This is a genomic window from Corallococcus sp. AB018 (assembly GCF_003986945.1).
In the GTDB taxonomy this organism is placed as follows: domain Bacteria; phylum Myxococcota; class Myxococcia; order Myxococcales; family Myxococcaceae; genus Corallococcus; species Corallococcus exiguus.
The window spans coordinates 1-20,398 of sequence record NZ_RAWR01000196.1 but is presented as its reverse complement, the minus strand read 5'-3'; the positions used below and the strand labels follow the sequence as shown (position 1 = coordinate 20,398).

Here is a 20,398-nt window from a genome sequence, read left to right as displayed (position 1 = left end):
CCCCACCACCGAGGGGGCTCGCGCCCGACGGAGCCGCGGAAGGCGTCGCGCCGGCCGCCGAGTTCGCGGCGGTGATGACACGGTCGCCCGCCTTCAATTCACCCTCCACCACCTCCGTGAACGTGCCGTCCGTCATGCCGGTGCGCACGTTCACGGCGACAGGCTGCGGCTTCTGCTCCGGCTGGCGGCGCAGCACGTAGACGGTGCGCATGCCGGCCGGGGCCTGCTGGGCCGGAGCCTGCGCGGCCGCGTCCGGCGACGGCACCGGGCGGTAGCGCAAGGCCGTATTGGGCACGGACAGGGCCTGGTCCTTCTGCTGCGTGACGATGGTCACGTTGGCGGTCATGCCCGGCTTGAGCTTCAGGTCCGGGTTCGGCACGTCGATGACGGCCAGGTAGGTCACCACGTTCTGCACGGTGATGGCCTCGTTGCGGATCTGCCGGATGACGCCCTCGAAGGTCTCCCCCGAGAAGGCATCCACGGTGAAGGTGGCCTTCTGGCCGGGCTGCAGCTTGCCCACGTCCGCTTCCGCGATGCTGGTGTTGACCTGCATCTTCCGCAGGTCCTCCGCGATGGTGAAGAGCACCGGCGCCTGGAGGGACGCGGCCACCGTCTGGCCCACGTCCACGCTGCGCGAGATGACGATGCCGTCCGTGGGCGACACGATGGTCGTGTACTTGAGGTTCACCTCCGCCTCGTTGAGCGCGGCCTGCGCCTGGGCCACCGAGCCCTCCGCGGCCGTCACCTCCGCCTGCCCGTTGGCGGCGGCGGACTCCGCCGTCTCCAGCTCGGACTGGGAGATGAACTGCTGGGCGCGCAGCTCGCGCGAACGCACGGCCTGCTTCTTCGCCACGTCCGCGTTGACGCGCGCTTTCTGGAGGTTCGCGCGCGAGGCCATCATGTTCGCCTTCGCCCGGTCCAGCGCGGCCTGCACCAGCTGCGGGTCGATGCGGGCGATGACCTGCCCCTTCTTCACCTGCGAGTTGTAGTCGACCATCAGCTCCTGGATGCGACCGGAGACCTGACTGCCGACCTGCACCGTCACCAGCGCCGCCACGGTGCCGGTGGCCGTCACCTTGGCCGTGAGCTTCCGGGCCTCGGCGGGGGTCGTGTCGTAGGTGACGGCGTCCGCCTGGTTTCCAGCGCGCATGCGCCAGAACACCCCCGCGCCCGCCACCACCAGGATTGCCAGGACCCAGGCCCAGCGCGGAATGCCACGCTTGCGACCCTCGTCCTCATCCAGCTCCACCGGCGCCAGGGCCGGCGCTTCCCGCGGCATCTCGCTCAAGGCCTTCATGCCCCTTATCTACGTTTTGAAATGTTTCGGCGAATCTCGTCTCTATTACGAAAGATGACCCGCGGCGAGGCGGCCATCCGGTGTGTCCACCGCTCCCACTCCGGGGAGCACGACACGCGCGGTGGTGCCCTGGCCCGGCTGGCTCTCCAGCGTGAGGCGGCCGTGGTGCGCATCCAGGATGCGGCGCACCAGCGCCAGCCCCAGGCCCACGCCGCCGGTGGTGCGAGCGCGGCTGCGGTCGGTGCGGAAGAAGGGCGTGCCCACGCGAGACAGGTCCTGCGCTTCGATGCCGATGCCCTGGTCCTGGATGTCCACCTGGAGGCCGTCGCCCGCCGCCCGAGCGTGCAGCTTCACGGTGGTGCCGGGCTCCGAGTATTTCCCCGCGTTGTCGAGCAGGTTGTCCAACACGCGCCGCAGCAGCACGGGGTCCGCCTCCAGCGCGGGCAGCGTGCCGTCCACCTGGACCTCCAGCCGGTGCGTCGGCCGGGCGGTGTGGAAGCGGGCGGCGGCCTTGTCCAGGAGCGCGTTCGCGTCCACGCGCTCCAGGCGCAAGGGAGGCACGCCGCTGGCGCCTTCCGTCACCAGCTCCAGGCGGGACGTGGTGAGCACGTCCGACACCAGGCGCTCCAGCTCGGACAGGTCCTCGGTGATGTCGGGCAAAAGCTCGCGCGCCGTCTGCGCGTCGCCCTCCGCGGCCAGGTCCAGCGCCACGCGGATGCGGGACAGGGGCGTGCGCAGTTCGTGCGACACGTTGGCGAGCAGCTCCTTCTGCGAGCGCAGCAACTGGGTGATGCGGCCGGCCATCTCGTCGAAGGCCTCGGACACCAGGCCCAGTTCGTCCTTGCGGCGCAGGCCCGCGCGCACGTCCAGCCGTCCGGCGCCAAACGCACGCGCCGCGGACGCCAGCTTCTCCAGCGGGCCCGCGAGCGTGCGCGCGAAGACGACGGAGGTGATGGCGGTACACGCCAGCACGAGCCCCACGATGATGGCCGTCTGCCGGTCGCCGTCCGGAGGAGGAGGCGGCGGGGGCAGGGACACTGCGGCATAGACCTGGATGGGGCCCGGAAAGGGGCTCACCACCAGCATGCGGCCAGGGCCGCTGCCAGCCCCGGGGAACGGGCCGCGAGGGCCACTGCGGGTGACGCGCGAGCTGACGGCGGAGAGCTCCTCGGGCCTGAGCGGGGGCGCGGGGTCCGGACGCGTGTTGCCGAGCAGCGTCCCCTCCGCGTCGCGCAGGGTGACGCGCATGCCCATGCGCTGCTGGGCGCGTTCGAGCGACGCCTGGAGCTCGGCGGGGGTGTCGCGCAGGGCGGACCACTCGTCGACGAAGTAGGACAGCTCGTCGTCGAAGCGGTTGCGCCAGGACTCGTTGCGCAGGAGGTCGCGCGCGAGCATGAGCGACACGCCCACGAGCAGGATTTGAATGACTCCCACCAGGTAGATGCGGGGGAGCAGGCCCATGGGCATCCGGAAGAACTTCACGGCTCCGCCTCGGTCTCGGTGGCCAGCATGTAGCCGGCACCGCGGACCGTCTTGAGCAGGCGCGGGTTGCGCGGATCCACCTCCAGCTTCTGGCGAAGGCGGAAGATGTGCACGTCCACGGAGCGGTCGAACACCTCGTCCGCGCTGCCCTTCACCAGGTCGAGCAGCTGCTCACGGCTGAGGACGCGGCCAGCGCGCTCGGCCAGGACGCGCAGCAGGCTGAACTCGTAGGTGGTGAGGGACAGCGGCTTGCCGTCCAGGGACGCGCTCAGGCTGCGAGGGTCCAGCACCAGGCGGCCCGCGTGCACGGGGTGGCTGGTAGGGCCCACCTTGCCGCGAGCGCGGCGCACCTGGGCGCGGATGCGGGCGAGCAGCTCGCGCGACGAGTAGGGCTTGGGCAGGTAGTCATCCGCGCCGGACTCGAGGCCCAGGACGCGGTCGGCCTCCTCGCCGCGCGCGGTGAGCATGATGATGGGGACGTCCGTGCGGGTGCGCAGCTCGCGGCAGACCTCCAGGCCGTCGCGGCCGGGGAGCATGAGGTCCAGGAGGATGACGTCGAAGGTGTGGCGGGCCGTCTGGAGGAGCGCGTCGGTGCCGGAGGCGGAGACGGTGACGATGATGCCGTGCTCCTGGAGGTAGCGGGCGGTGAGCCGCGCCAGGCGTTCATCGTCCTCGACGAGGAGCACCTGGATGGTGGCCTCCTCGGAGGTCGTGGGGCGAGGGGTTGTCTCCATGGGTCGGGTCTCCGCGAGGGATGCGGACCGGAGGCGAATGAGGGCCCGGGCTTCTCTCCGTTAAGTCCGGGCCCCGCGGTCCGCCTCCGGGCCGCGACCTGCAACCTCTCACCCCTACATTTCCAGGGGGCTACGGGCCCATGACGAAATATTACGAATGGAGGTCCGGCGGCACATCCCAGGGGTATCCAGGGGGACGGCCGCAACGGACGGAAATTCAGGGCTCGCCGTGCAGCCGGGTGAGCGCCCGCCGGTCCACCTTGCCCGCCGGGGTGCGAGGCAGGGCCTCCAGCAGCCGCAGCGTCCGGGGCAGCTTGTAACGGGCCAGCCGGCCTGAGCAGAAGGCCCCCAGCGCCTCCAGTGTGGGTGCCGCACCGGGTCGGGGGACGACAAGGGCGCGGGGGACTTCGCCCCACTTCGGGTCGGGTACGCCGATGACGGCGACCTCGGCGACCTCGGGGTGGCCGGCGAGGATGCTCTCGACCTCGGAGGGGTGGATGTTCTCGCCGCCGGAGATGATGAGGTCCTTGGCACGGCCCTCGATGCGGAAGAGGCCCTGAGCGTCGCGGGAGGCCAGGTCGCCGGTATGGAGCCAGCCGTCCACGAAGACGCGGGCGGTCTCCTCCGGGCGGCGCCAGTAGCCGGCGCACACGTGGGGGCCTCGAAGGAGCAGTTCGCCCACGTCACCGGGGCGCTGTTCGCCGTCGATGCGCGCGTCGACATGGAAGAGGGGCACGCCGACGAAGCCCGGGTGCGAGCGCATGACGGCGTCAGGGAGGAAGAAGTTGTTGGGGCCGGCCTCGGTGAGGCCGTAGCCGGTGCGGAAGGGAACGCCGCGGGAGAAGAAGCGCTCGAAGACAGGGGCGGGACAGGGAGCGCCGCCGCTGATGAGCAGCTTGAGTCGGGAGAAGTCCACGGCCTCGAAGCGAGGATGCCGCTGCATCTCGATGAACATGGTGGGCACGCCGAACACGAGGTTCACGGAGCCCGAGTGGATGAGGTCGAAGCACTGCGCCACGTCGAAGGACCGGCACACGACGGAGGCGCCGCCAGCAAGCACCAGCGGCAGCGTGAAGACGTTGAGGCCGCCGGTGTGGAACAGGGGCGCGTTGAGCAGCGCCACGTCGTCCTGGGTGAGGCCCCAGCTGACGACGGTGTTCACGGCATTGGCGGTGAGCGAGCCATGCGTGAGCACGGCGGACTTCGGAAGGCCGGTGCTCCCGCCGGTTGAGCACAGCACCCAGGGAGCATCCGCCTCCAGTTCGATGGAGGGCAGCGCGCCGGTCAGGGTCTCGCGGGAGCAGAAGAGCGGATCCGCCAGGCAGACCCAGTGCGCCGGAAACCGGGGGCGCAAGGCGTCGGCTTGAGCGCGGAACTCAGGCCCGAAGCAGACGACGGAGGGGGCGACATCGGAGAGCAGGCCGTGGAGTTCCTCCACGCCCAGGCGCCAGTTGAGCGGCTGGAGCACGGCGCCCAGCTTGGCGCAGGCGAACACGAGGTCCAGCGTCTCCACGCCGTTGGAGGCCAGCACGGAGACGCGGTCCCCCACGCCCACGCCCAGGTCGCGAAGCAGCAGCGCGGTCCGGTGGGCGGAGTCATTCCACTCCGCCCACGAGATGCGCCGCCCACCCCGGAGCGAATCAACGAGCGCCGTGCGCTCCGGGGCGAGCGAAGCCCGCCGGGCCAGCCAGTCGTGGACGATGGGCATGCCCCTGGATGCTAGAGCGAAGCCCACGGATTTGTTGGATTCAGGATGCGGATGTTGCGTCCTGCCGCATCATGGGCCTACTGGCACAATGAAGTGCGCACTACGCACGAGTTACTGCAGGAGAACGCAAGATGCCTTCCGCTGAGAGCCCCGGGCCGTCCCCCAATCCCCAAGGACGTCGACCGCCCCTGCTTTCACGCGTGACCCTACGGAACTTCCGCAGCATCGAGGCCTGTGACGTCGCCTTGGGGCCGCTGACGTTCCTCGTGGGCCCGAATGGCTCTGGCAAGAGTAACTTCCTGGATGCATTGAGACTCATCACGGATGCCTTGCGGACCTCACTGGACTCCGCACTCAGGAGCCGAGGCGGAGCAGAGTTGCTCGTGCATCATTCGAACGACAACCCCAATCGCTTCGACATTCGTCTCGACTTCCACCTGCCTGACGGAGCCTGCGGTCACTACTCGGTAGGCATCGGCGTTAGGGAGTTTGGCGAACATGTTGTGGAGGAGGAAGAGTGCTCTATCGGGACTGCGACGTACCACGTTCGCAGAGGAGTCCTTCTCGTCAAACCAAATCCAGTCGCGCCTCCCGCAACAGAAGATCGCCTCTATCTGGTCAATGCATCAGGGCTTCCAGAATTCCGCCCAATCTTCGATGCACTCTCAGCCATGGGGTTCTATCACCTCAACCCTGACCAACTCAGGGCACCACAGCCTCCAGACAAGGGCGAACTTCTTGCTCGGGACGGCTCCAATCTTCCAAGCGTTCTGGATCGCTTGACGAAACGGGATGCCACTTCAACGAAGGACCGCATTGAGGACTATCTCAAAGCGATTGTTCCCAACCTGGAGGCTGTGAATCGTGGCCCTATTGGCCACATGGAGACCCTGATCTTCCTACAGAAGCCCATAGGTACGAATTACTTCTCGCAGTTTCCGGCGATCAACATGTCCGACGGCTCCCTTAGGGCCCTAGGCATTCTGGTCGCCATGTTCCAGCCTCGATCCGAGCCAAAAATTCAGCTCATAGGCATTGAGGAGCCAGAAATAGCACTCCACCCCGCTGCTGCAGGCGTACTGCGCGATGCGCTTCGGGATGCCTCCCAGTACGCGCAGATCATCGTCACCAGTCATAGCCCGGACCTGCTCGACGACTCTAGCATCCATGGAGACGAAATCCTCTCGGTGGTCTCTGAGCAGGGCAGGAGCCTCATCGCTAAAGTAGACGAAGCAACCCGGTCTGCATTGAAGGACCGCCTTTACACGGCGGGAGAACTACTGAAAGCCAACCAGTTATCTCCCGATCGGGAAGCTATCCCTCAACCAGATCTGCTCAAGCTCTGGGAGCACGACGCCTGATGAAACTGGGAATCATCGTCGAGGGAGATGGAGAGGTTCCTGCTGCTCGCATTCTCGTGACTCGACTGGCGCACTACCTGCAGTCGCCAGTCCATCCGGATCCGCTTCCGCCTCTTCGCGTCAAGCGAAACAAACTCGTCATGAAGGCCGTCTTGCAAGACGCCGTTGAGTTTATGGCCCGGAAGGTTGGAGATGAGGGCCGCATCCTCGTCTTGCTAGACGCCGACGATGATTTGCCTTGCGTGCTGGGCCCGCAGCTCCTGGACTGGGCTTGTGAGCAACGCTCCGACCGGATCATCTCGGTGGTCGTCGCACAGTGCGAGTACGAGGCTTGGTTCCTCACCGCCGCTGAATCCCTGCGTGGCCAGCGCGGGCTACCCGCTGACTTAATCGCCCCATCGCATCCAGAGCGTATTCGCGACGCGAAGGGCTGGCTCGGGCAGCGAATGCCGGGAGGCTATCGAGCAACCATCCACCAGCCCGCCCTCACGAGCGTCTTCGACCTCGAAGCCGCCCGCCGCGCGGACTCCTTCGACAAGCTCGTCCGGGACATGGGCATGCTGCTGGGAGTCAGCGTTCCACCCCGCCCCCAGCAGCAGCCCTGACGAACCGCTAGTCCCGCGAAACGAAGTGCGTGGAGATCTTGTTCCACACCGCCGGGGTGATGCCCATGCTCAGGTGGTCATAGGCCATGCCCTCCTGCTTCGCGTCGGCGGTCTTCTTCGCGGCCGTCCAGCCCTGGGTGAGCTGGGTCATCGCCGCGATGCTCGCCTCGAAGAGCACGCCGTCGCTGCGCAGCGTGGACGTGGTGGACGTCATGCCGTCCGTCTCGAACGGGGTCGCCCCGCCCGTCGTGCCGTACAGCACGTAGAGCGACGGCAGGCGCGAATCCACGCCGTGCTCCGCCAGGCGCGTGATGAACTTGCCGCCCATCTCCATGGCCGCCGCCATGCCCAGGCCGTCCATGATGCGGTACTTGCCGTACATCAGCGAGTCGTACGCCTCACGGTTCTGGTTCGTGTTGTACGCGTGGAAGGCGAAGCACGGCGAGCCCGCCGGGTCGAACGCCGTCGTGCGGCACACGCGGTGGTCGCTCGACTGCATGTAGCCCGCGGCAATCCAGGGGTTCAGCGGGTTGTAGATGAGCTTCGTGTCCAGCCAGGGGAAGTAGCGGTTCTCGTCCGGATCGATGTTGTCCCACGCGGACGCGCTGCGGTCCGGAATCGGGTACGTGCCACGCAGGTCATACGCCGCCTGCAGCTGGCCCGGGTACGCCGTCACGTACTTGCCGCTGTCATTCACCGCGCCAAAGAGGCTCATGTTGTAGTCGTCGAACTTGAACGACGACGCGGACAGGCCCTGGTTCGTGTTCAGCGTCTGCAGCGTGCTGCTGGACACCGGCGTGCCCGTGCTGGACAGGCCCGTGATGTTCGACAGGTAGATGCGGCGGAAGTAGTCCGGCCACGTGCCGCCGGAACCCGCGCACACGCTCTCCGCGTAGGGATTCTTGAACCAGGGCACGTCATAACCAAACGTCACGCACTGGAACGCGGAGAAGTACGTCCACGGCATCGGGCCACGGCCCACCGGCGCGTTGGAGGCCGTGCTCGCGATGGTCAGCGTGTGGATGGGGTGGCGGAAGTTCAGGTCGATGCCCTTGTGCGGGCCGGACAGCGGCACGTACACGCGCACCGAGTCGTCATACGCCGGCACCTGCGACGCCTGCTCCTTCGCCAGACGCTCGAAGAAGCGCGTCGTGCTGAAGCCGCCCCACGTGGCCGCGTTCTCCAGCCAGGGGTCCACCGCCAGCACGCCCTTGCTCCACGCCACCACGTCCACCCGCGCCACGCCCGGGTGCAGCGCCTTCACGCGCTGCACGGCGTTGGCCACGTGGATGGCGTGGTTGAAGTTGTCGCCGTGGAACGAGCCGAACGTCACCGCGTACACGCAGCGGCCCTTCGACTCCAGGTCCTGCACCATGCCCGTCAGCTGCGCCGCGCCGCCGTAGGTGCCGCCCGAACCGTTGTTGCCGTTGGGGAACATCCACACGTTCGCGTCCTGGATGGCGCCGTGCACCAGCAGCGTCGGCGTCAGATTGACGTTACAGGTGCGCGCCGCGGTGGCCCGCCCCTTGTGCAGCAGGACGAAGCGCGCCTCCGGCTTGGTGGGGCCAGGCGTGGGACAGGTGGCCCCGGTCGTCGTGGCACAGCTGTTCCCGTAGTGGAGGTTGAACGCGTTCACCAGCTGCTGGTTCAGCGAACCGAAGTACGTCTTCAGCGGGTAGTCGCTGGACTGGAACGTGTCCTGGTCACGCAGCTTCAGCGTGCGCGGGTTGTAGTACTCCGTGCGGAAGCGCTGCTTGCCTTCCAGCAGCTCAATCTGCCCCCAGGACCACGTGGGCGGAGTGTACGTGCCCACCACCCGGTAGTTGCCCGTGAAGGTGGGGACGGCGTCGAAGTACGGGGCCAGGTCCGCGTCCAGCGGAGCCTCGGCCGTGGCGACGGACTCCTGCGTCGGGGGTGCTTCCGCGGGCGGTTCTGCCCCGCAACCTGCCATCAGCAATGCGGCCGTGAGCGACAAACTCCAGTTGCTTCGCATGCGGACCTCCGGTTGGGTGAAGGGTGCGGCGACAGCGGACTGCGACTGAGAGTGGACGCACGGGACACACGACGCCCCCCAGGGGCTCCCCGGAAGGGCCTCGCGAGCCTTACCGCACGTCAGGAACGCCTAGCGGGCGTGCTCCTGCAGGAACGGGACGAGCAGGTCGTGGAACTCCTTCGTCTTCTCCAGGTGCGGGCTGTGGCCCGTGTCCGGGAGGACGACCTCGCGGTAGCGGCCACCGTTGGCCGCGTAGCGATCCATCACCTTGCGCATCTGCGACACCATGGGCTGCGGCGGGTACTTCTCATCCCCGGGCCAGCCCGGCACCGCGCCCAGTTTGCCCAGGAAGCCGAAGTCGAACAGTGACGTGTCGGAAACGATGGCGTCGTCCGCGCCGCGGATCCACAGCACGTCCGGCCCCTTCGTCAGCGCCGCGAAGGCGGAGGTGTTGTAGTAGGCCGGCGCCATGGCGTTGTTCATGCCCGTGGTGCCCGGCGCCACGCCCGGCCAGTTCGCCGACTTCTCGAAGTTGCCCGGGTACAGCTCGTCCGACACGTGCGTATCCAGCACGGAGTCCAGGAGCATCTCCTCGTCCGGGTGGCGGAACGGCGGCTTCACGTAGCAGCCGTTCATCACGTTGCGCGGCGACGTCTGCGACTCCGTGGAGCGGTCCTTCGTCTTCAGCCGCTGCACGAAGTCCGGGTTGGCCGTGCCGCCACCGGAGCCCGCGAAGTCCGCCCAGCACGGCGTGCCGTCCGCGTCCTTCGTGCCACCGAAGCCGTAGGGAGACAGCGGCGCCTCCACCACCAGGCCGGCCACGCGCTCCGGGTGGTCGATGGACAGCTGCATCACGATGCCCGCGCCCGCCGAGTGCGCCACGAACGCCGCGCGCTTCAGCGACAGCGTGTCCATCAGCGCCACCAGGTCATCCGCGAAGTCGCGCATGCCGCGCGTCGCGTCGATGGCCTTCGCCTCCGTGTGCCCGTAGCCGCGCATGTCCGGCGCGATGCCCCGGAAGCCCTCGGGCAGCGTCTTCATCAGCGACTCGAAGAACGCGGACGAGGAACAGTTGCCGTGCACGAAGATGACGGGAAAGCCGTCCTCGCCCACCAGCCGCGCGCGAACCCGGAGCCGCTGCGTGGGGATGTCCCGGATCTCGACCTTCCTGGATGTATCAGCCATGTGCGCGCTCCTGGTTGCGTTGCTTGAGAGAGGAAAATCCGTGCGTCACGAAGCGGCCCGCGCGTCAGCGGCGATGGCCGCCTCGCGCAGCTCGCGCTTGAGAATCTTGCCGGCCGGGGACACCGGCAGGGACTTCATCAGCTCCACCCGCTTGGGGACCTTGAAGCGTGCCACCCGGCCCTTGAGGTGCTCGAGCAGCGCGTCCGCCGAGGCCTCGGCGCCCGGCTTGAGCACCACGTAGGCCCGGCCCGCCTCGCCCCACTTCGCGTCCGGCACGCCCACCACCGCGCACTGCTGCACGGCGGGGTGCTCGTAGAGGACGGACTCCAGCTCCAGCGGGTACACGTTCTCTCCGCCGGAGATGAACATGTCCTTCTTGCGGCCCGCGATGGTGAAGAAGCCATCCGCGTCCACGCGCGCCAGGTCCCCGGTGTGGAACCAGCCGTCCGCGCTGATGGCCTCCTTCGTGGCGGCGTCGTCCTCGAAGTAGCCGGAGCACATGGAGGGCCCCTTCAGCACCAGCTCCCCCACCCCGCCCACGGGCACCGCGTGGCCGGCCTCGTCCACCAGCTTCGCGTCGATGAAGTAGTTGGGCCGGCCAATGGAGCCCGCCTTGGACACCGCGAACTCCGGCCCCATGCTGAAGATGCCCGGGCCGAACTCCGTCATGCCGAAGCCCTGCTTGAAGGGCACCGGGTGCACCGCCTGCCACGCCTGGAGCAGCGGCACCGGCAGGGGCGCCCCACCGCTGGTGACGAAGCGCACGGAGGAGAAGTCCGTCCCCTTCCAGCGCGGCGAGTCCATCAACTGCTGGTACTGCGTGGGCACCGCGAAGAAGAGCGTCACCTTCTCCTTCGCGACCAGGCCCAGCATCTCGTCCGGGTCCCACCGGCGCATCAGCACCACGGTGCCGCCCGCGGTGAGCAGCGGCAGCGTGTAGACGAGCAGCCCGCCCGTGTGGAACAGCGGCGTGTGCGTCACCGTCACGTCGCCCTGACGGATTTCATGCACCAGCGTGTTGAGCGTGTTCCACGCCACCATGCGGTACGAAATCTTCGCGCCCTTGGACCGGCCGGTGGTGCCGCCGGTGAAGAGCAGGCAGAGGATGTCCTCCTCGCTCACCGCGTCGTTCGTCACCGGAGCCACCGGAGCGGCGGGCGCGTACGCCATGGCCTCCTCGTACGGATCCGCGCCCGGCAGGCCCTGCGCTTCCAGCGACACCAGGCGCAGGCCGTCCCCCACGTGCTCGCGCACCTGGGCCACCGCGTCCTTGAAGTCGTCTCCGAACAGCAGCACGCGCGGGCGGATGGCGCGCACGCCCTCCGTGAGCTCCGCCGCGTGCAGGCGCCAGTTGTACGGCACGAAGACGGCGCCCAGCTTCCCGCACGCGAACAGCGTGTCCAGGTACTCCACGCCGTTGTGCGCGACGATGGCCACGCGGTCGCCGCGCTGCACGCCCGCCACGTCCCGCAGCCAGCCCGCGAGCGCGTTGGCGCGCGCGTTCATCTGCCGGTAGGTGAAGCGGCCCGCGTCCTTCCGGGCCACGTCCACCACGGCCACCGCGTCCGGCCAGTAGAGGGCACCCCGCCCCATCCAGTCCCCGATGAACATGCGAAGAACTCCTGTCTGAATGAGGCGGGGTATGGGGGGACTAAGCCGTCCAGCGGTAGAGGGCGGACGCCATGGCGAGGCCACCGCCACTGGCGCAGAAGGCGACCAGGTCGCCCTTCTTCACCTTGCCCTGCAGCACCGCGTCGTCCAGCGTCATGGGGATGCAGGCGGAGCCCGTGTAACCCCACTTGTCCATCGTGTAGTGCGCCTTCTCCATGGGCTGGTTCAGCGCCTTCATCGTGGCTTCGATGGTGCGCAGGTTCAGCTGCGTGAAGACGAACAGCTTCACGTCGTCCAGCGTCTGGTCCGCGCGCTTGAGCAGCGTGTCCAGCAGGATGGGCCAGCGCTCGGTGTTGAACGTGGAGGGGAACTTGCGCACGAACTGCACCGCGGGCTTGCCGTCCGTCAGCGCCAGCGTCTCCGCCGTGGCGGGCCGGTTCGTGCCGCCCGTGTAGATGCCCAGCGCGTCGTGGTACTCGCCGTTGGCGAGCAGCTTCGCGCCCAGGAAGCCCGGCTTGTCGGACGCGCCCAGCACCACCGCGCCCGCGCCGTCCGCGAACAGCGTGCAGGTCTTCTTGTCCTTCCAGTTCACGTACCGGGTCATCCCGTAGGCGCCCACCACCAGGATGCGCTGGTAGCTGTCGTCCGACGAAATCGTCTTGGACGCCACGTCCAGCGCCGTCACCCAGCCCGCGCACGCGGCGTTGATGTCGTAGGTGCCCGCGTTGACCGCGCCCAGCTTGGCCTGCACCACGGACGACGTGCCGGGGCTCAGGTAGTCCGGCGTGTCACTGGCCACGAGCACCAGGTCCAGCTCCTTGGGGTCCACCTTCGCGCGGGCCAGCGCCTCCTTCGCGGCGGCCACGGCCAGGTCACTGGTGGCCTGGTTGTCCGCCATCACGTGGCGCTGCTTGATGCCCACGTTCTGCTGGAGCCACTCGTCCACCTTCTCGCCGAGGATCTTCTCCACGTCGGCGTTGGTGAGGAGCTTCTCGGGGACGTAGCGGCCGGTGGACAGGATGTTCGCGTAACGCATGACGGTGTTTCAGCTCCGGGGACCGCGTGACGGACGGCGGGAAGACGGCTTCGACTTCGGGGGGGTGGGCTTCGACGACTTCGCTGCTGCCTTCGGGGGAGGGACAGTCTGGAGATGGGTGCGCGCGGCGCCCGCGTCCGGGGGCAGGCCGTGGGTCAGGAGCGTCATCGCCGTGTCGAGCACGCGCTCCAGGCCCATGTCCTCCTCCCAGAGCACCCAGCGCATGCCCAGGAAGTCGCCAATGCCCATCAGGCAGTAGGCGAGCGCCTCTGGATCCATGCGGCGCACCTCGCCGGCCTCCATGGCCAGCGTGAGGCCGCGCACGTAGCCCTTGGCGAAGCGGTCGTAGTAGCGGCGGTAGCAGTCCGCGTCCACGAACTCCGCCTGCCGCACCACGCGGTAGAGGTTGGGGTGCTGGCGCACGAACTGGAAGAAGGCGCGCAAGCCTTCGCGCTCCACTTCCAGGCGCGTGGTGCACGCGGCCGTGGACTCCGCGATGAGGCGGCGCAGGCGCGCGCCCAGCTCGTCCACCACCTCCACGAAGATGGACTGCTTGTCCGGGAAGTACACGTAGAAGGTGCCCAGCGCGACGCTGGCCTTGCGCGTGAGGTCCGCGATGGACGCGCGCTCATAGCCCTTGTCGCCGAACACCGCCTCCGCTGCCTTCAACAACTTCTGCCGCGTCCGCTGACCGCGCGGCGTGACGGGGACTCGTTCTGAAGTTGAAGGGCGATTCATCTTTCAGGACGGGTAGCACCCGGCCGACCGCCCTGTCAAAAGCGGACGGATGGCTCCCTGCGTCAAAGACAGACACGGACGCGAGGCGTCAAACACCTCGCGTGCCATCCCCGGACCTTGAGCGGGGAAGTGTCCACCTCGCCCACCCCTCCCCGAGGGAGGACTGCCGCGGAGCCCGTCCGCCACCACCTTCCGCCTGGCTGCCTGGAGACTCGGGAGGTCGGGTAGGAGACCTTTCGCCGGCATCAACCATTTTGCATGCAAACGGACTTGCACTTCATGGCGGATGCATATAACTTCACCGTCGACTGACAGGTCCGCTTATAAAAATAAGGTTTTACACCCCATGGACCCCCTGGATTATCGCATCGTCGATATGCTTCAGCGCGATGGCCGGGCCACGCAGCTGGAGTTGTCACGTGGGGTGAAGCTGTCCCAGCCTGCGGTGGCGGAGCGCATCCGCAAGCTGGAGGAGAAGGGCATCATCACCGGCTACACGGCGCGCGTGGACGCGACGCAGCTGGGCAAGGACATCACCGCCTTCATCGGGGTGAGCATCGAGCACCCCAAGCACTTCGAGGGCTTCGCGCGGAAGGTGGCGGAGCTGCCGGACGTGCTGGAGGCCCACCGGGTCGCGGGGCAGGACTCGTACGTGCTGAAGGTGAAGACCGCGAATACGCGGACGCTGGACTCGCTGCTCGTGGAGACGCTGCGCACCATTCCAGGTGTGACCCGCACGAGCACCACCATCGTCCTGTCGACCCTGAAGGAAGACACGCACGTGCGTGTCCCCGATGAGCTGTTGAACGGAGAATGAACATGAGCGCGGACGCTATGAGTGCACCCCTGCCCCCTCCTCCGGCCTACCGGCTGTCCCAGCGCATGTCCCGGATGAAGACGTCCGCGGTGCGCGAAATCCTCAAGATCGCCGAGCGCCCCGACATCCTCTCCTTCGCCGGCGGCCTGCCCGCCCCGGAGCTCTTCCCCGTGGACGCCATCGCCAAGGCGTTCGAGGAGACCTTCGCCCGGGAGGGGCGCCCCGCGCTCCAGTACAGCACCACGGAGGGCTTCGCCCCCCTGCGCGAGTGGATCTCCTCGCACCTGGCGCGCAAGGGCCAGCACGTCCACGCGGACCAGGTGCTCATCACCAGCGGCTCGCAGCAGGGCCTGGACCTGGTGGGCAAGGTGCTGCTCGATCCGGGTGACCTGGTCGTGGTGGAGGACCCCAGCTACCTGGCGGCGCTCCAGACCTTCGGCGGCTACGAGGTGGAGTTCGCCACCGTGCGCAGCGACGACGCCGGCATGGACACGGACGACCTGGCGGCACTGCTGAAGAAGCGCGTGCCGAAGCTGCTCTACGTCATCCCCAACTTCCAGAACCCCAAGGGCACCACCCTGTCCCTGGAGCGCCGCAAGGCCCTGGTGCGGCTGGCGCAGGAGCACCGCTTCATCATCCTGGAGGACGACCCGTACGGCGAACTGCGCTTCAAGGGCGTGCACCTGCCGTCGCTGGCGTCGATGGACGACCAGGGCGTGGTGCTGTCCCTGTCCACCTTCTCCAAGACGCTGGCCCCCGGCCTGCGCCTGGGCTGGGTGACGGGGCCGCGCCCGCTGCTCAAGTCGCTGACCATCGCCAAGCAGGCCACGGACCTGCACACGGCCACGCTCGCCCAGCGCGCCACCGCGCTGCTGCTGGAGACCTTCGACTACGCGGGCCACATCCAGGCGCTGATGCCCGTCTACTCCGAGCGCGCCACCGCGATGCTGGCCGCGCTGGAGGCCCACATGCCGAAGGGCACGAAGTGGACCCGGCCGGACGGCGGCATGTTCCTCTGGGTGGAGCTGCCCCAGGGCCTGGACGCGGCCACGCTGCTGCCCCGCGCCGTGGAGCAGAAGGTCGCCTTCGTCCCCGGCGCGCCCTTCTTCGCCAACGACCAGAAGCCCCAGTTCATGCGCCTGAACTACTCCAACCGCCCGCCCGACCTCATCAACGAGGGCATGCGCCGGCTGGGCTCTGTCATCGCCGACGCGCTGTAGCCGTCCCCCGCGCCCCCAACGCACCGCGTCGGGGGTCCGGGGCTCATGAGAAGTTGAAGCTTGATTCAGGTTTCAGCCTCCGCGGCGCTGGCCAGCGCCCGTGCGGTGTGCGTACCCTGCGCGCGTTTTTCGGACACGCCCAAGGAGAGGCACATGCAGCTGAAGGACCTGAAGATCATCGTGACGGGTGGCGCGCAGGGCATGGGCGCGCACTTCGCTCAGCGCATCCACGAGGCGGGCGGCCAGGTGGCCGTTGGCGACGTCAACGAGGAGAAGCTCGCGGCGCTGCCGGCGGGCATCCACCGCCGCAAGCTGGACGTGTCCAACGAGCAGGACGTCACGGACTTCGTGCAGTGGGCCCACGGCGCCATGGGCGGCCTCAACGGCCTCATCAACAACGCGGGCATCCTGCGCGACGCGCTGCTCGTGAAGAAGGACCGCACCACCGGCCAGGTGAAGAAGCTGTCCACCGCGGACTGGAACGCCGTCATCGGCGTGAACCTCACCGGCGCCACGCTGATGGTGCGCGAGGTCGTCACGAAGATGGTGGAGACGGACCAGCGCCCCGGCGTCATCGTGAACATGTCGTCCATCGCGCGGCACGGCAACCGCGGTCAGTCCAACTACGTGTCCGCCAAGGCCGCGCTCGCCGCCAACACCGTCACCTGGTCGCGCGAGTTCGCGCCGTTCGGCATCCGCGTGGGCGCCATCGCCCCGGGCATGATTGAAACGCCCATGACGCAGGGCATGAACCAGAAGGCCCGCGACGCGCTGGTGGCCGCCATCCCGGTGGGCCGCATCGGCGAGCCGGAGGACATCTGGGTGGCCGTGAAGTTCATCGTGGAGTGCGACTACTTCAACGGCCGCACCATCGACGTGGACGGCGGTCACAACTTCTAGGCCGTTCGCGGCACCCGCGCCCCGGGCTTCAGGCGCTCTTGCGCTTCCGGGGCGCGGCCCGCGTGGGCTTCACGTCCACCCAGCGCTCCGCCCACTTGCCCAGCTCGTCGATGACCTTCCAGAACGCCTGACCCTTCTCCGTCAGGCGGTACTCGGAGCGGATGGGCGGGCCCGGGTCCACGTGGCGCTCGAGGATGCCCTCCGCCTCCAGGTCCTTGAGCCGCTCCGACAGGACGCGCTCGCTGATGGTGCCGATGCGCGCCGTCAGCTCCCCGAAGCGACACGGCCCGTCCATCAGGATGCGCAGGATGACGCCCGTCCAGCGCCGCCCCAGCAGGTCGGCCGCCGCCAGGAACCGCGCACACAGCGGGCTTGAGTCGTCATGCATCGTGCCACCTCCACTCCAAGTATAGCGCCCGCCCCCTTCCGCCGGCACTTACTTACTTTTTGGAAGTTGCTTGCGAAATAAAAGTGACGCGGATAGCCATGGGGTGTTCGCAACGGAGGACATCACGCATGGCGACGACGAACACGGCCCTGGACACGGACGCGCTGGAGCAGCTCTTCACGGAGGCCCGCACGCACTCGGGCTGGCAGGACCGGCCGGTGACGGACGAGACGCTGCGCCGCATCTACGAGCTGGCGCGCATGGCGCCCACCGCGGTCAACAGCCAGCCGGCGCGCCTGGTGTTCGTGAGGAGCCGCGAGGCCAAGGAGCGGCTCAAGCCCGCGCTGTCCCCGGGCAACGTGGACAAGACGATGCAGGCGCCGGTGACGGTCATCGTGGCGTACGACACCGCGTTCCACGAACAGATGCCCAAGCTGTTCCCCGCGCGCGACATGAAGAGCGTCTTCGCCGCCCAGACGCCGGAGGCGCGCGAGCAGTCGGCCTTCATGAACGGCACCCTGCAGGGCGGCTACGTCATCCTGGCGGCGCGCGCGCTGGGGCTCGACTGCGGCCCCATGGGCGGCTTCGACAAGGCCAAGGTGGACGAGGCCTTCCTCCAGGGCACCGGCTGGAAGTCGAACTTCCTCATCAACCTGGGCTACGGCGACCCGGCGAAGCTCTTCCCGCGCAACCCGCGTCTGTCTTTCGAGGACGCCTGCCGGTTGGACTGACCCCGTCCAATCCCAGACAGCGCAGTGGTCCTTCCGTTCAATGGCATCAGGCGGCCACAATCCTGAGTTTCTAGGTTAATCAGGAAGAAGCTGCCCCGCCGTCGGTTCCACAGGGGTGAACGCGGCAAGCGAGCCTCTTCCCGGTGCGACAGCGCAGGCGCCCAGACGCGGGTGCTCGCCTTTCGCAAGGCGGCGTAGACCGCCGGAGGGCCGTCTTCCGTTACAAGGAAGGCGGGACGCGGGGCCGGTGACAGGAGGCAAGCGCGGTGGGGCGGGCCTAGTACAGCTGTTCGAGCGGCATCATCGTGCCCGCCTCGAACTCCGGCGCGCGGCGCAGCTGGTCCAGCACGCGCGGGGCGCACCTCAAGTGCAGCATGGGCAGGGAACCGCCCGGCTCGCTCATGGCGCGCACTGCGCCCACCAACTGGTGTGCCTCCAGCCAGCGCATGAAGCTCTCGCGGAAGCGGGCGTTCTCCGCCTGGCCTTCCTTGTAGATGTCCGCGCGCGAGCGCATGGGTGCCCGTGAGGACGCGGAAGGACTCTTCGGCGCGGCCGATTCCCGGGGCATCACCGTGACGTCAATGTCGCCGGCCGGCTGTGCGTCACGCTCCAGGCCACCCGCGCCCGGCAACGCACGCACCGTGCCTCCGCTGCCAGGCAGCGGACGCACGGCGGCGACGGAGGACATCCGGGCCGAAATGTCTTGAGGTCCGCCCGGCACGCCATTCTTCCTGCTCATGGCCACATCCTCCCCAGGTCCGGTGCTCACGTGGCACCGGCCCCGGCAACTACCGCGTCACCTGAAAACAGCCAGGCCCTTCCCCGTCCGGTGGTTCGCCGAGCGAGGAAGCTTGATGGCATTGCCCAGAATCAAATCCCTCACTTCCAATGCCGTCAAGTCAGGGGCGCGGCAACGATACAGCGCGGCGATTCCCGCGACATACGGCGCCGCCATGCTTGTGCCGCTCATTCGTTCATAGAACGCCTGATTGTTGCAGCGGCGTTCAGTAGACGAATACACATTCACCCCGTAGCCCATGACGTCAGGTACGACCCGACGCCCCACGGAGCCGCTGGCGGAGAAGGTGGCCACGTTGCGCTCGAAGTCGACTGCCCCCACAGCCAGGGCCTCGGGAAAGGCCGCTGGGTAACCAACCGTGTCGGGTCCACTGTTACCCGCCGCGACAATGGGCAGGATGTTGCTGTCCAGAAGCCGACGCAGCATGGCCTGCAGCGCGCGCTGGTTGAGCAGGTAGTCCGCTTCGGAGATGCCCGGAGGCGGCTGCAGCGGGAAGCCCAGCGACAGGTTGACGACGGCGGGACGCGACGCGTTCTCCGGACGGCTGAACTGGTGCAGCAGCCACTCCATGCCGGCGGCCACGCGGCCCAGGCTGGTGCGGATGGTCTCCGATTCGATGACGGACGCGGCGTAGAGGTCCACCTCCGGCGCGACGCCGTGGTGCACGCCCGCGGCGATGCCGCACACGTGCGTGCCGTGGCCGTCAGGGTCGAAACCGCGCACGTCGCGCGCGGGGTTGTGCGGCGAGTTGGGGAAGAGCGAGACGTAGCGGAACTGGATGGTCTTGCTCGCGTGCTCAGGGTGGTCCGCGTCCACGCCGGTGTCCAGGATGCCCAGCATCACGCCGGCGCCCCGGATGCCCTGGGCGTGCGCCAGGGGGACACCGGACTCGTCAGGCCACTCGCGCTGCGCGAGCGAGCTCATGCCGCGGTTGCGCGGCCCCGTCTGTCCGGCGGACACCGGACCGGGGAAGGACAGGGGCACCACGTCCGGGATGAACTCGAACTCCGCCGCCAGCTCGCCGCGGGCCGCGACTTCCGCGTCCTGGGAGTAGAAGTGCGCCATGGTGGCGCCGATGAGCGGCATGAACCGGTAGCTGCCGGCTTCCGTGCCGACCTGCTCCGTCACGGGCGCGCCCGGCATGGGCGTGGCGTCGACGTCGCTGGCCTTCTTGCCGCGGGCGCGCTTGCGTCCGCGCGCCGCCTGGCCGCTGATTTCGGGCTTCACGCCAGGCAGCGTGGCCGACCGCAGGCCGAGAGCGGTGAGGGCGTCCGGTGCCTTCTGGGCCGCGCTGAAGCGAAGCGCGGTGCTACGGCTGAGGACGCGCTCGCCCTGCGCCGTGCCACGCACACCGGGCCGGGCCTGCGTCTCGATGGACTCCTTGGGTACCAACAGGAACGACTTCATGGCTGTGCTCCTTGAACCGCTCAATCCGCGCCGGGCCCAAAGGGAGAGCACCTGCGGTACGACCGCGCCCACCTGGGGACCCTGACAAGCCCCTTCGGATCCGGTGGGTCGGGCTCGCGGGCGTCGCCCGGAGCCGTTGCATCACCTGCCCTCCCCTCTCCCCATGCGCTGGGGTCCAACCGGGGGATTTGACCGCGACCCCCTGACAAAAAATCACGGGATTTCCGTAATAGACACCCCTTCTCTGGTGTCTCGGTCCTCGCTCGGCTTCCCCGAACCTCTGGAAAGACAACGGATTCCCTCCGCGGGACGAGGTCAGTGGCCAGGGGCGCACACGGGCTCTGTCCGCCAGCGGGTTCGGGTCCAGCCCCTCGCGCTCCGCCTGC

18 protein-coding genes are annotated in these 20,398 nt (G+C 68.2%); 6 read left to right on the top strand and 12 right to left on the bottom strand.

What is annotated here, in order from left to right; translation table 11 throughout:
• The 4 genes from D7Y11_RS32655 to D7Y11_RS32640 form a co-directional block, all read right to left on the bottom strand.
• On the bottom strand, positions 1 to 1,297 hold a 1,297-nt coding region (locus D7Y11_RS32655; protein WP_126935633.1), incomplete at its 3' end, for an efflux RND transporter periplasmic adaptor subunit.
• Positions 1,298 to 1,342: 45 nt separating this feature from the next.
• A complete protein-coding gene (locus tag D7Y11_RS32650; RefSeq protein WP_120580467.1) occupies positions 1,343 to 2,779 on the bottom strand; it encodes a HAMP domain-containing sensor histidine kinase in 1,437 nt (478 codons plus the stop codon).
• Positions 2,776 to 3,513, bottom strand: coding sequence for a response regulator transcription factor (locus D7Y11_RS32645; RefSeq protein ID WP_120596569.1), 738 nt, complete (start codon positions 3,511 to 3,513; stop codon positions 2,776 to 2,778). Before D7Y11_RS32645 ends, D7Y11_RS32650 begins: the two co-directional genes overlap by 4 nt.
• A 217-nt stretch (positions 3,514 to 3,730) precedes the next feature.
• A complete protein-coding gene (locus D7Y11_RS32640) occupies positions 3,731 to 5,221 on the bottom strand; it encodes a long-chain fatty acid--CoA ligase (protein ID WP_126935632.1) in 1,491 nt (496 codons plus the stop codon).
• A gap of 131 nt (positions 5,222 to 5,352) precedes the next feature.
• Between D7Y11_RS32640 and D7Y11_RS32635 the strand changes: the two genes are divergently transcribed.
• Positions 5,353 to 6,582 carry an AAA family ATPase gene (locus D7Y11_RS32635; RefSeq protein WP_120580470.1) on the top strand — a complete coding sequence of 410 codons (1,230 nt, stop codon included), beginning with the start codon at positions 5,353 to 5,355 and terminating at the stop codon, positions 6,580 to 6,582.
• On the top strand, positions 6,582 to 7,187 hold the full coding sequence (locus D7Y11_RS32630) for a DUF4276 family protein (RefSeq protein WP_120580471.1): 606 nt from the start codon (positions 6,582 to 6,584) through the stop codon (positions 7,185 to 7,187). The genes D7Y11_RS32635 and D7Y11_RS32630 overlap by 1 nt, the downstream gene beginning before the upstream one ends.
• 7 nt (positions 7,188 to 7,194) lie before the next feature.
• Here the strand turns inward: D7Y11_RS32630 and D7Y11_RS32625 are convergent, their stop codons facing one another.
• The 5 genes from D7Y11_RS32625 to D7Y11_RS32605 form a co-directional block, all read right to left on the bottom strand.
• Positions 7,195 to 9,180, bottom strand: coding sequence for a triacylglycerol lipase (locus D7Y11_RS32625; protein WP_121755960.1), 1,986 nt, complete (start codon positions 9,178 to 9,180; stop codon positions 7,195 to 7,197).
• A gap of 129 nt (positions 9,181 to 9,309) precedes the next feature.
• Positions 9,310 to 10,365, bottom strand: a complete 1,056-nt coding sequence (locus D7Y11_RS32620) for an alpha/beta fold hydrolase (RefSeq protein WP_120580473.1) — start codon at positions 10,363 to 10,365, stop codon at positions 9,310 to 9,312.
• 45 nt (positions 10,366 to 10,410) lie between these two features.
• Positions 10,411 to 11,976, bottom strand: a complete 1,566-nt coding sequence (locus D7Y11_RS32615) for a long-chain fatty acid--CoA ligase (RefSeq protein ID WP_121755961.1) — start codon at positions 11,974 to 11,976, stop codon at positions 10,411 to 10,413.
• Positions 11,977 to 12,016: 40 nt separating this feature from the next.
• Positions 12,017 to 13,012 carry a 3-oxoacyl-ACP synthase III family protein gene (locus D7Y11_RS32610; RefSeq protein WP_126935631.1) on the bottom strand — a complete coding sequence of 332 codons (996 nt, stop codon included), beginning with the start codon at positions 13,010 to 13,012 and terminating at the stop codon, positions 12,017 to 12,019.
• A 9-nt stretch (positions 13,013 to 13,021) separates the two neighbouring features.
• The gene (locus D7Y11_RS32605) at positions 13,022 to 13,750 is read right to left on the bottom strand and encodes a TetR/AcrR family transcriptional regulator (protein ID WP_126935630.1); all 729 of its coding nucleotides are present in this window, start codon (positions 13,748 to 13,750) and stop codon (positions 13,022 to 13,024) included.
• 346 nt (positions 13,751 to 14,096) lie between these two features.
• On the opposite strand from D7Y11_RS32605, the gene D7Y11_RS32600 reads away from it, so the two are divergent.
• From D7Y11_RS32600 to D7Y11_RS32590, 3 genes are all read left to right on the top strand, one after another.
• The gene (locus D7Y11_RS32600; RefSeq protein WP_120581260.1) at positions 14,097 to 14,567 is read left to right on the top strand and encodes an Lrp/AsnC family transcriptional regulator; all 471 of its coding nucleotides are present in this window, start codon (positions 14,097 to 14,099) and stop codon (positions 14,565 to 14,567) included.
• A 2-nt stretch (positions 14,568 to 14,569) separates the two neighbouring features.
• Entirely contained in the window at positions 14,570 to 15,787 is a 1,218-nt protein-coding gene (locus tag D7Y11_RS32595) for a PLP-dependent aminotransferase family protein (RefSeq protein WP_121756093.1), read from the top strand.
• Between the two features lie 153 nt (positions 15,788 to 15,940).
• The gene (locus D7Y11_RS32590; protein ID WP_120560256.1) at positions 15,941 to 16,687 is read left to right on the top strand and encodes an SDR family oxidoreductase; all 747 of its coding nucleotides are present in this window, start codon (positions 15,941 to 15,943) and stop codon (positions 16,685 to 16,687) included.
• A gap of 28 nt (positions 16,688 to 16,715) precedes the next feature.
• Here the strand turns inward: D7Y11_RS32590 and D7Y11_RS32585 are convergent, their stop codons facing one another.
• Positions 16,716 to 17,075 (bottom strand): helix-turn-helix domain-containing protein, encoded by a 360-nt coding sequence (locus D7Y11_RS32585; RefSeq protein WP_126935629.1) that lies wholly within the window; start codon positions 17,073 to 17,075, stop codon positions 16,716 to 16,718.
• Positions 17,076 to 17,203: 128 nt separating this feature from the next.
• On the opposite strand from D7Y11_RS32585, the gene D7Y11_RS32580 reads away from it, so the two are divergent.
• On the top strand, positions 17,204 to 17,806 hold the full coding sequence (locus D7Y11_RS32580) for a malonic semialdehyde reductase (protein WP_126935628.1): 603 nt from the start codon (positions 17,204 to 17,206) through the stop codon (positions 17,804 to 17,806).
• 277 nt (positions 17,807 to 18,083) lie between these two features.
• Here the strand turns inward: D7Y11_RS32580 and D7Y11_RS32575 are convergent, their stop codons facing one another.
• Together D7Y11_RS32575 and D7Y11_RS32570 are read right to left on the bottom strand one after the other, a co-directional pair.
• Entirely contained in the window at positions 18,084 to 18,545 is a 462-nt protein-coding gene (locus tag D7Y11_RS32575) for a hypothetical protein (RefSeq protein ID WP_121756191.1), read from the bottom strand.
• A gap of 57 nt (positions 18,546 to 18,602) precedes the next feature.
• Positions 18,603 to 20,012, bottom strand: coding sequence for a S8 family serine peptidase (locus tag D7Y11_RS32570; protein ID WP_126935627.1), 1,410 nt, complete (start codon positions 20,010 to 20,012; stop codon positions 18,603 to 18,605).
• Positions 20,013 to 20,398 lie beyond the last annotated feature (386 nt).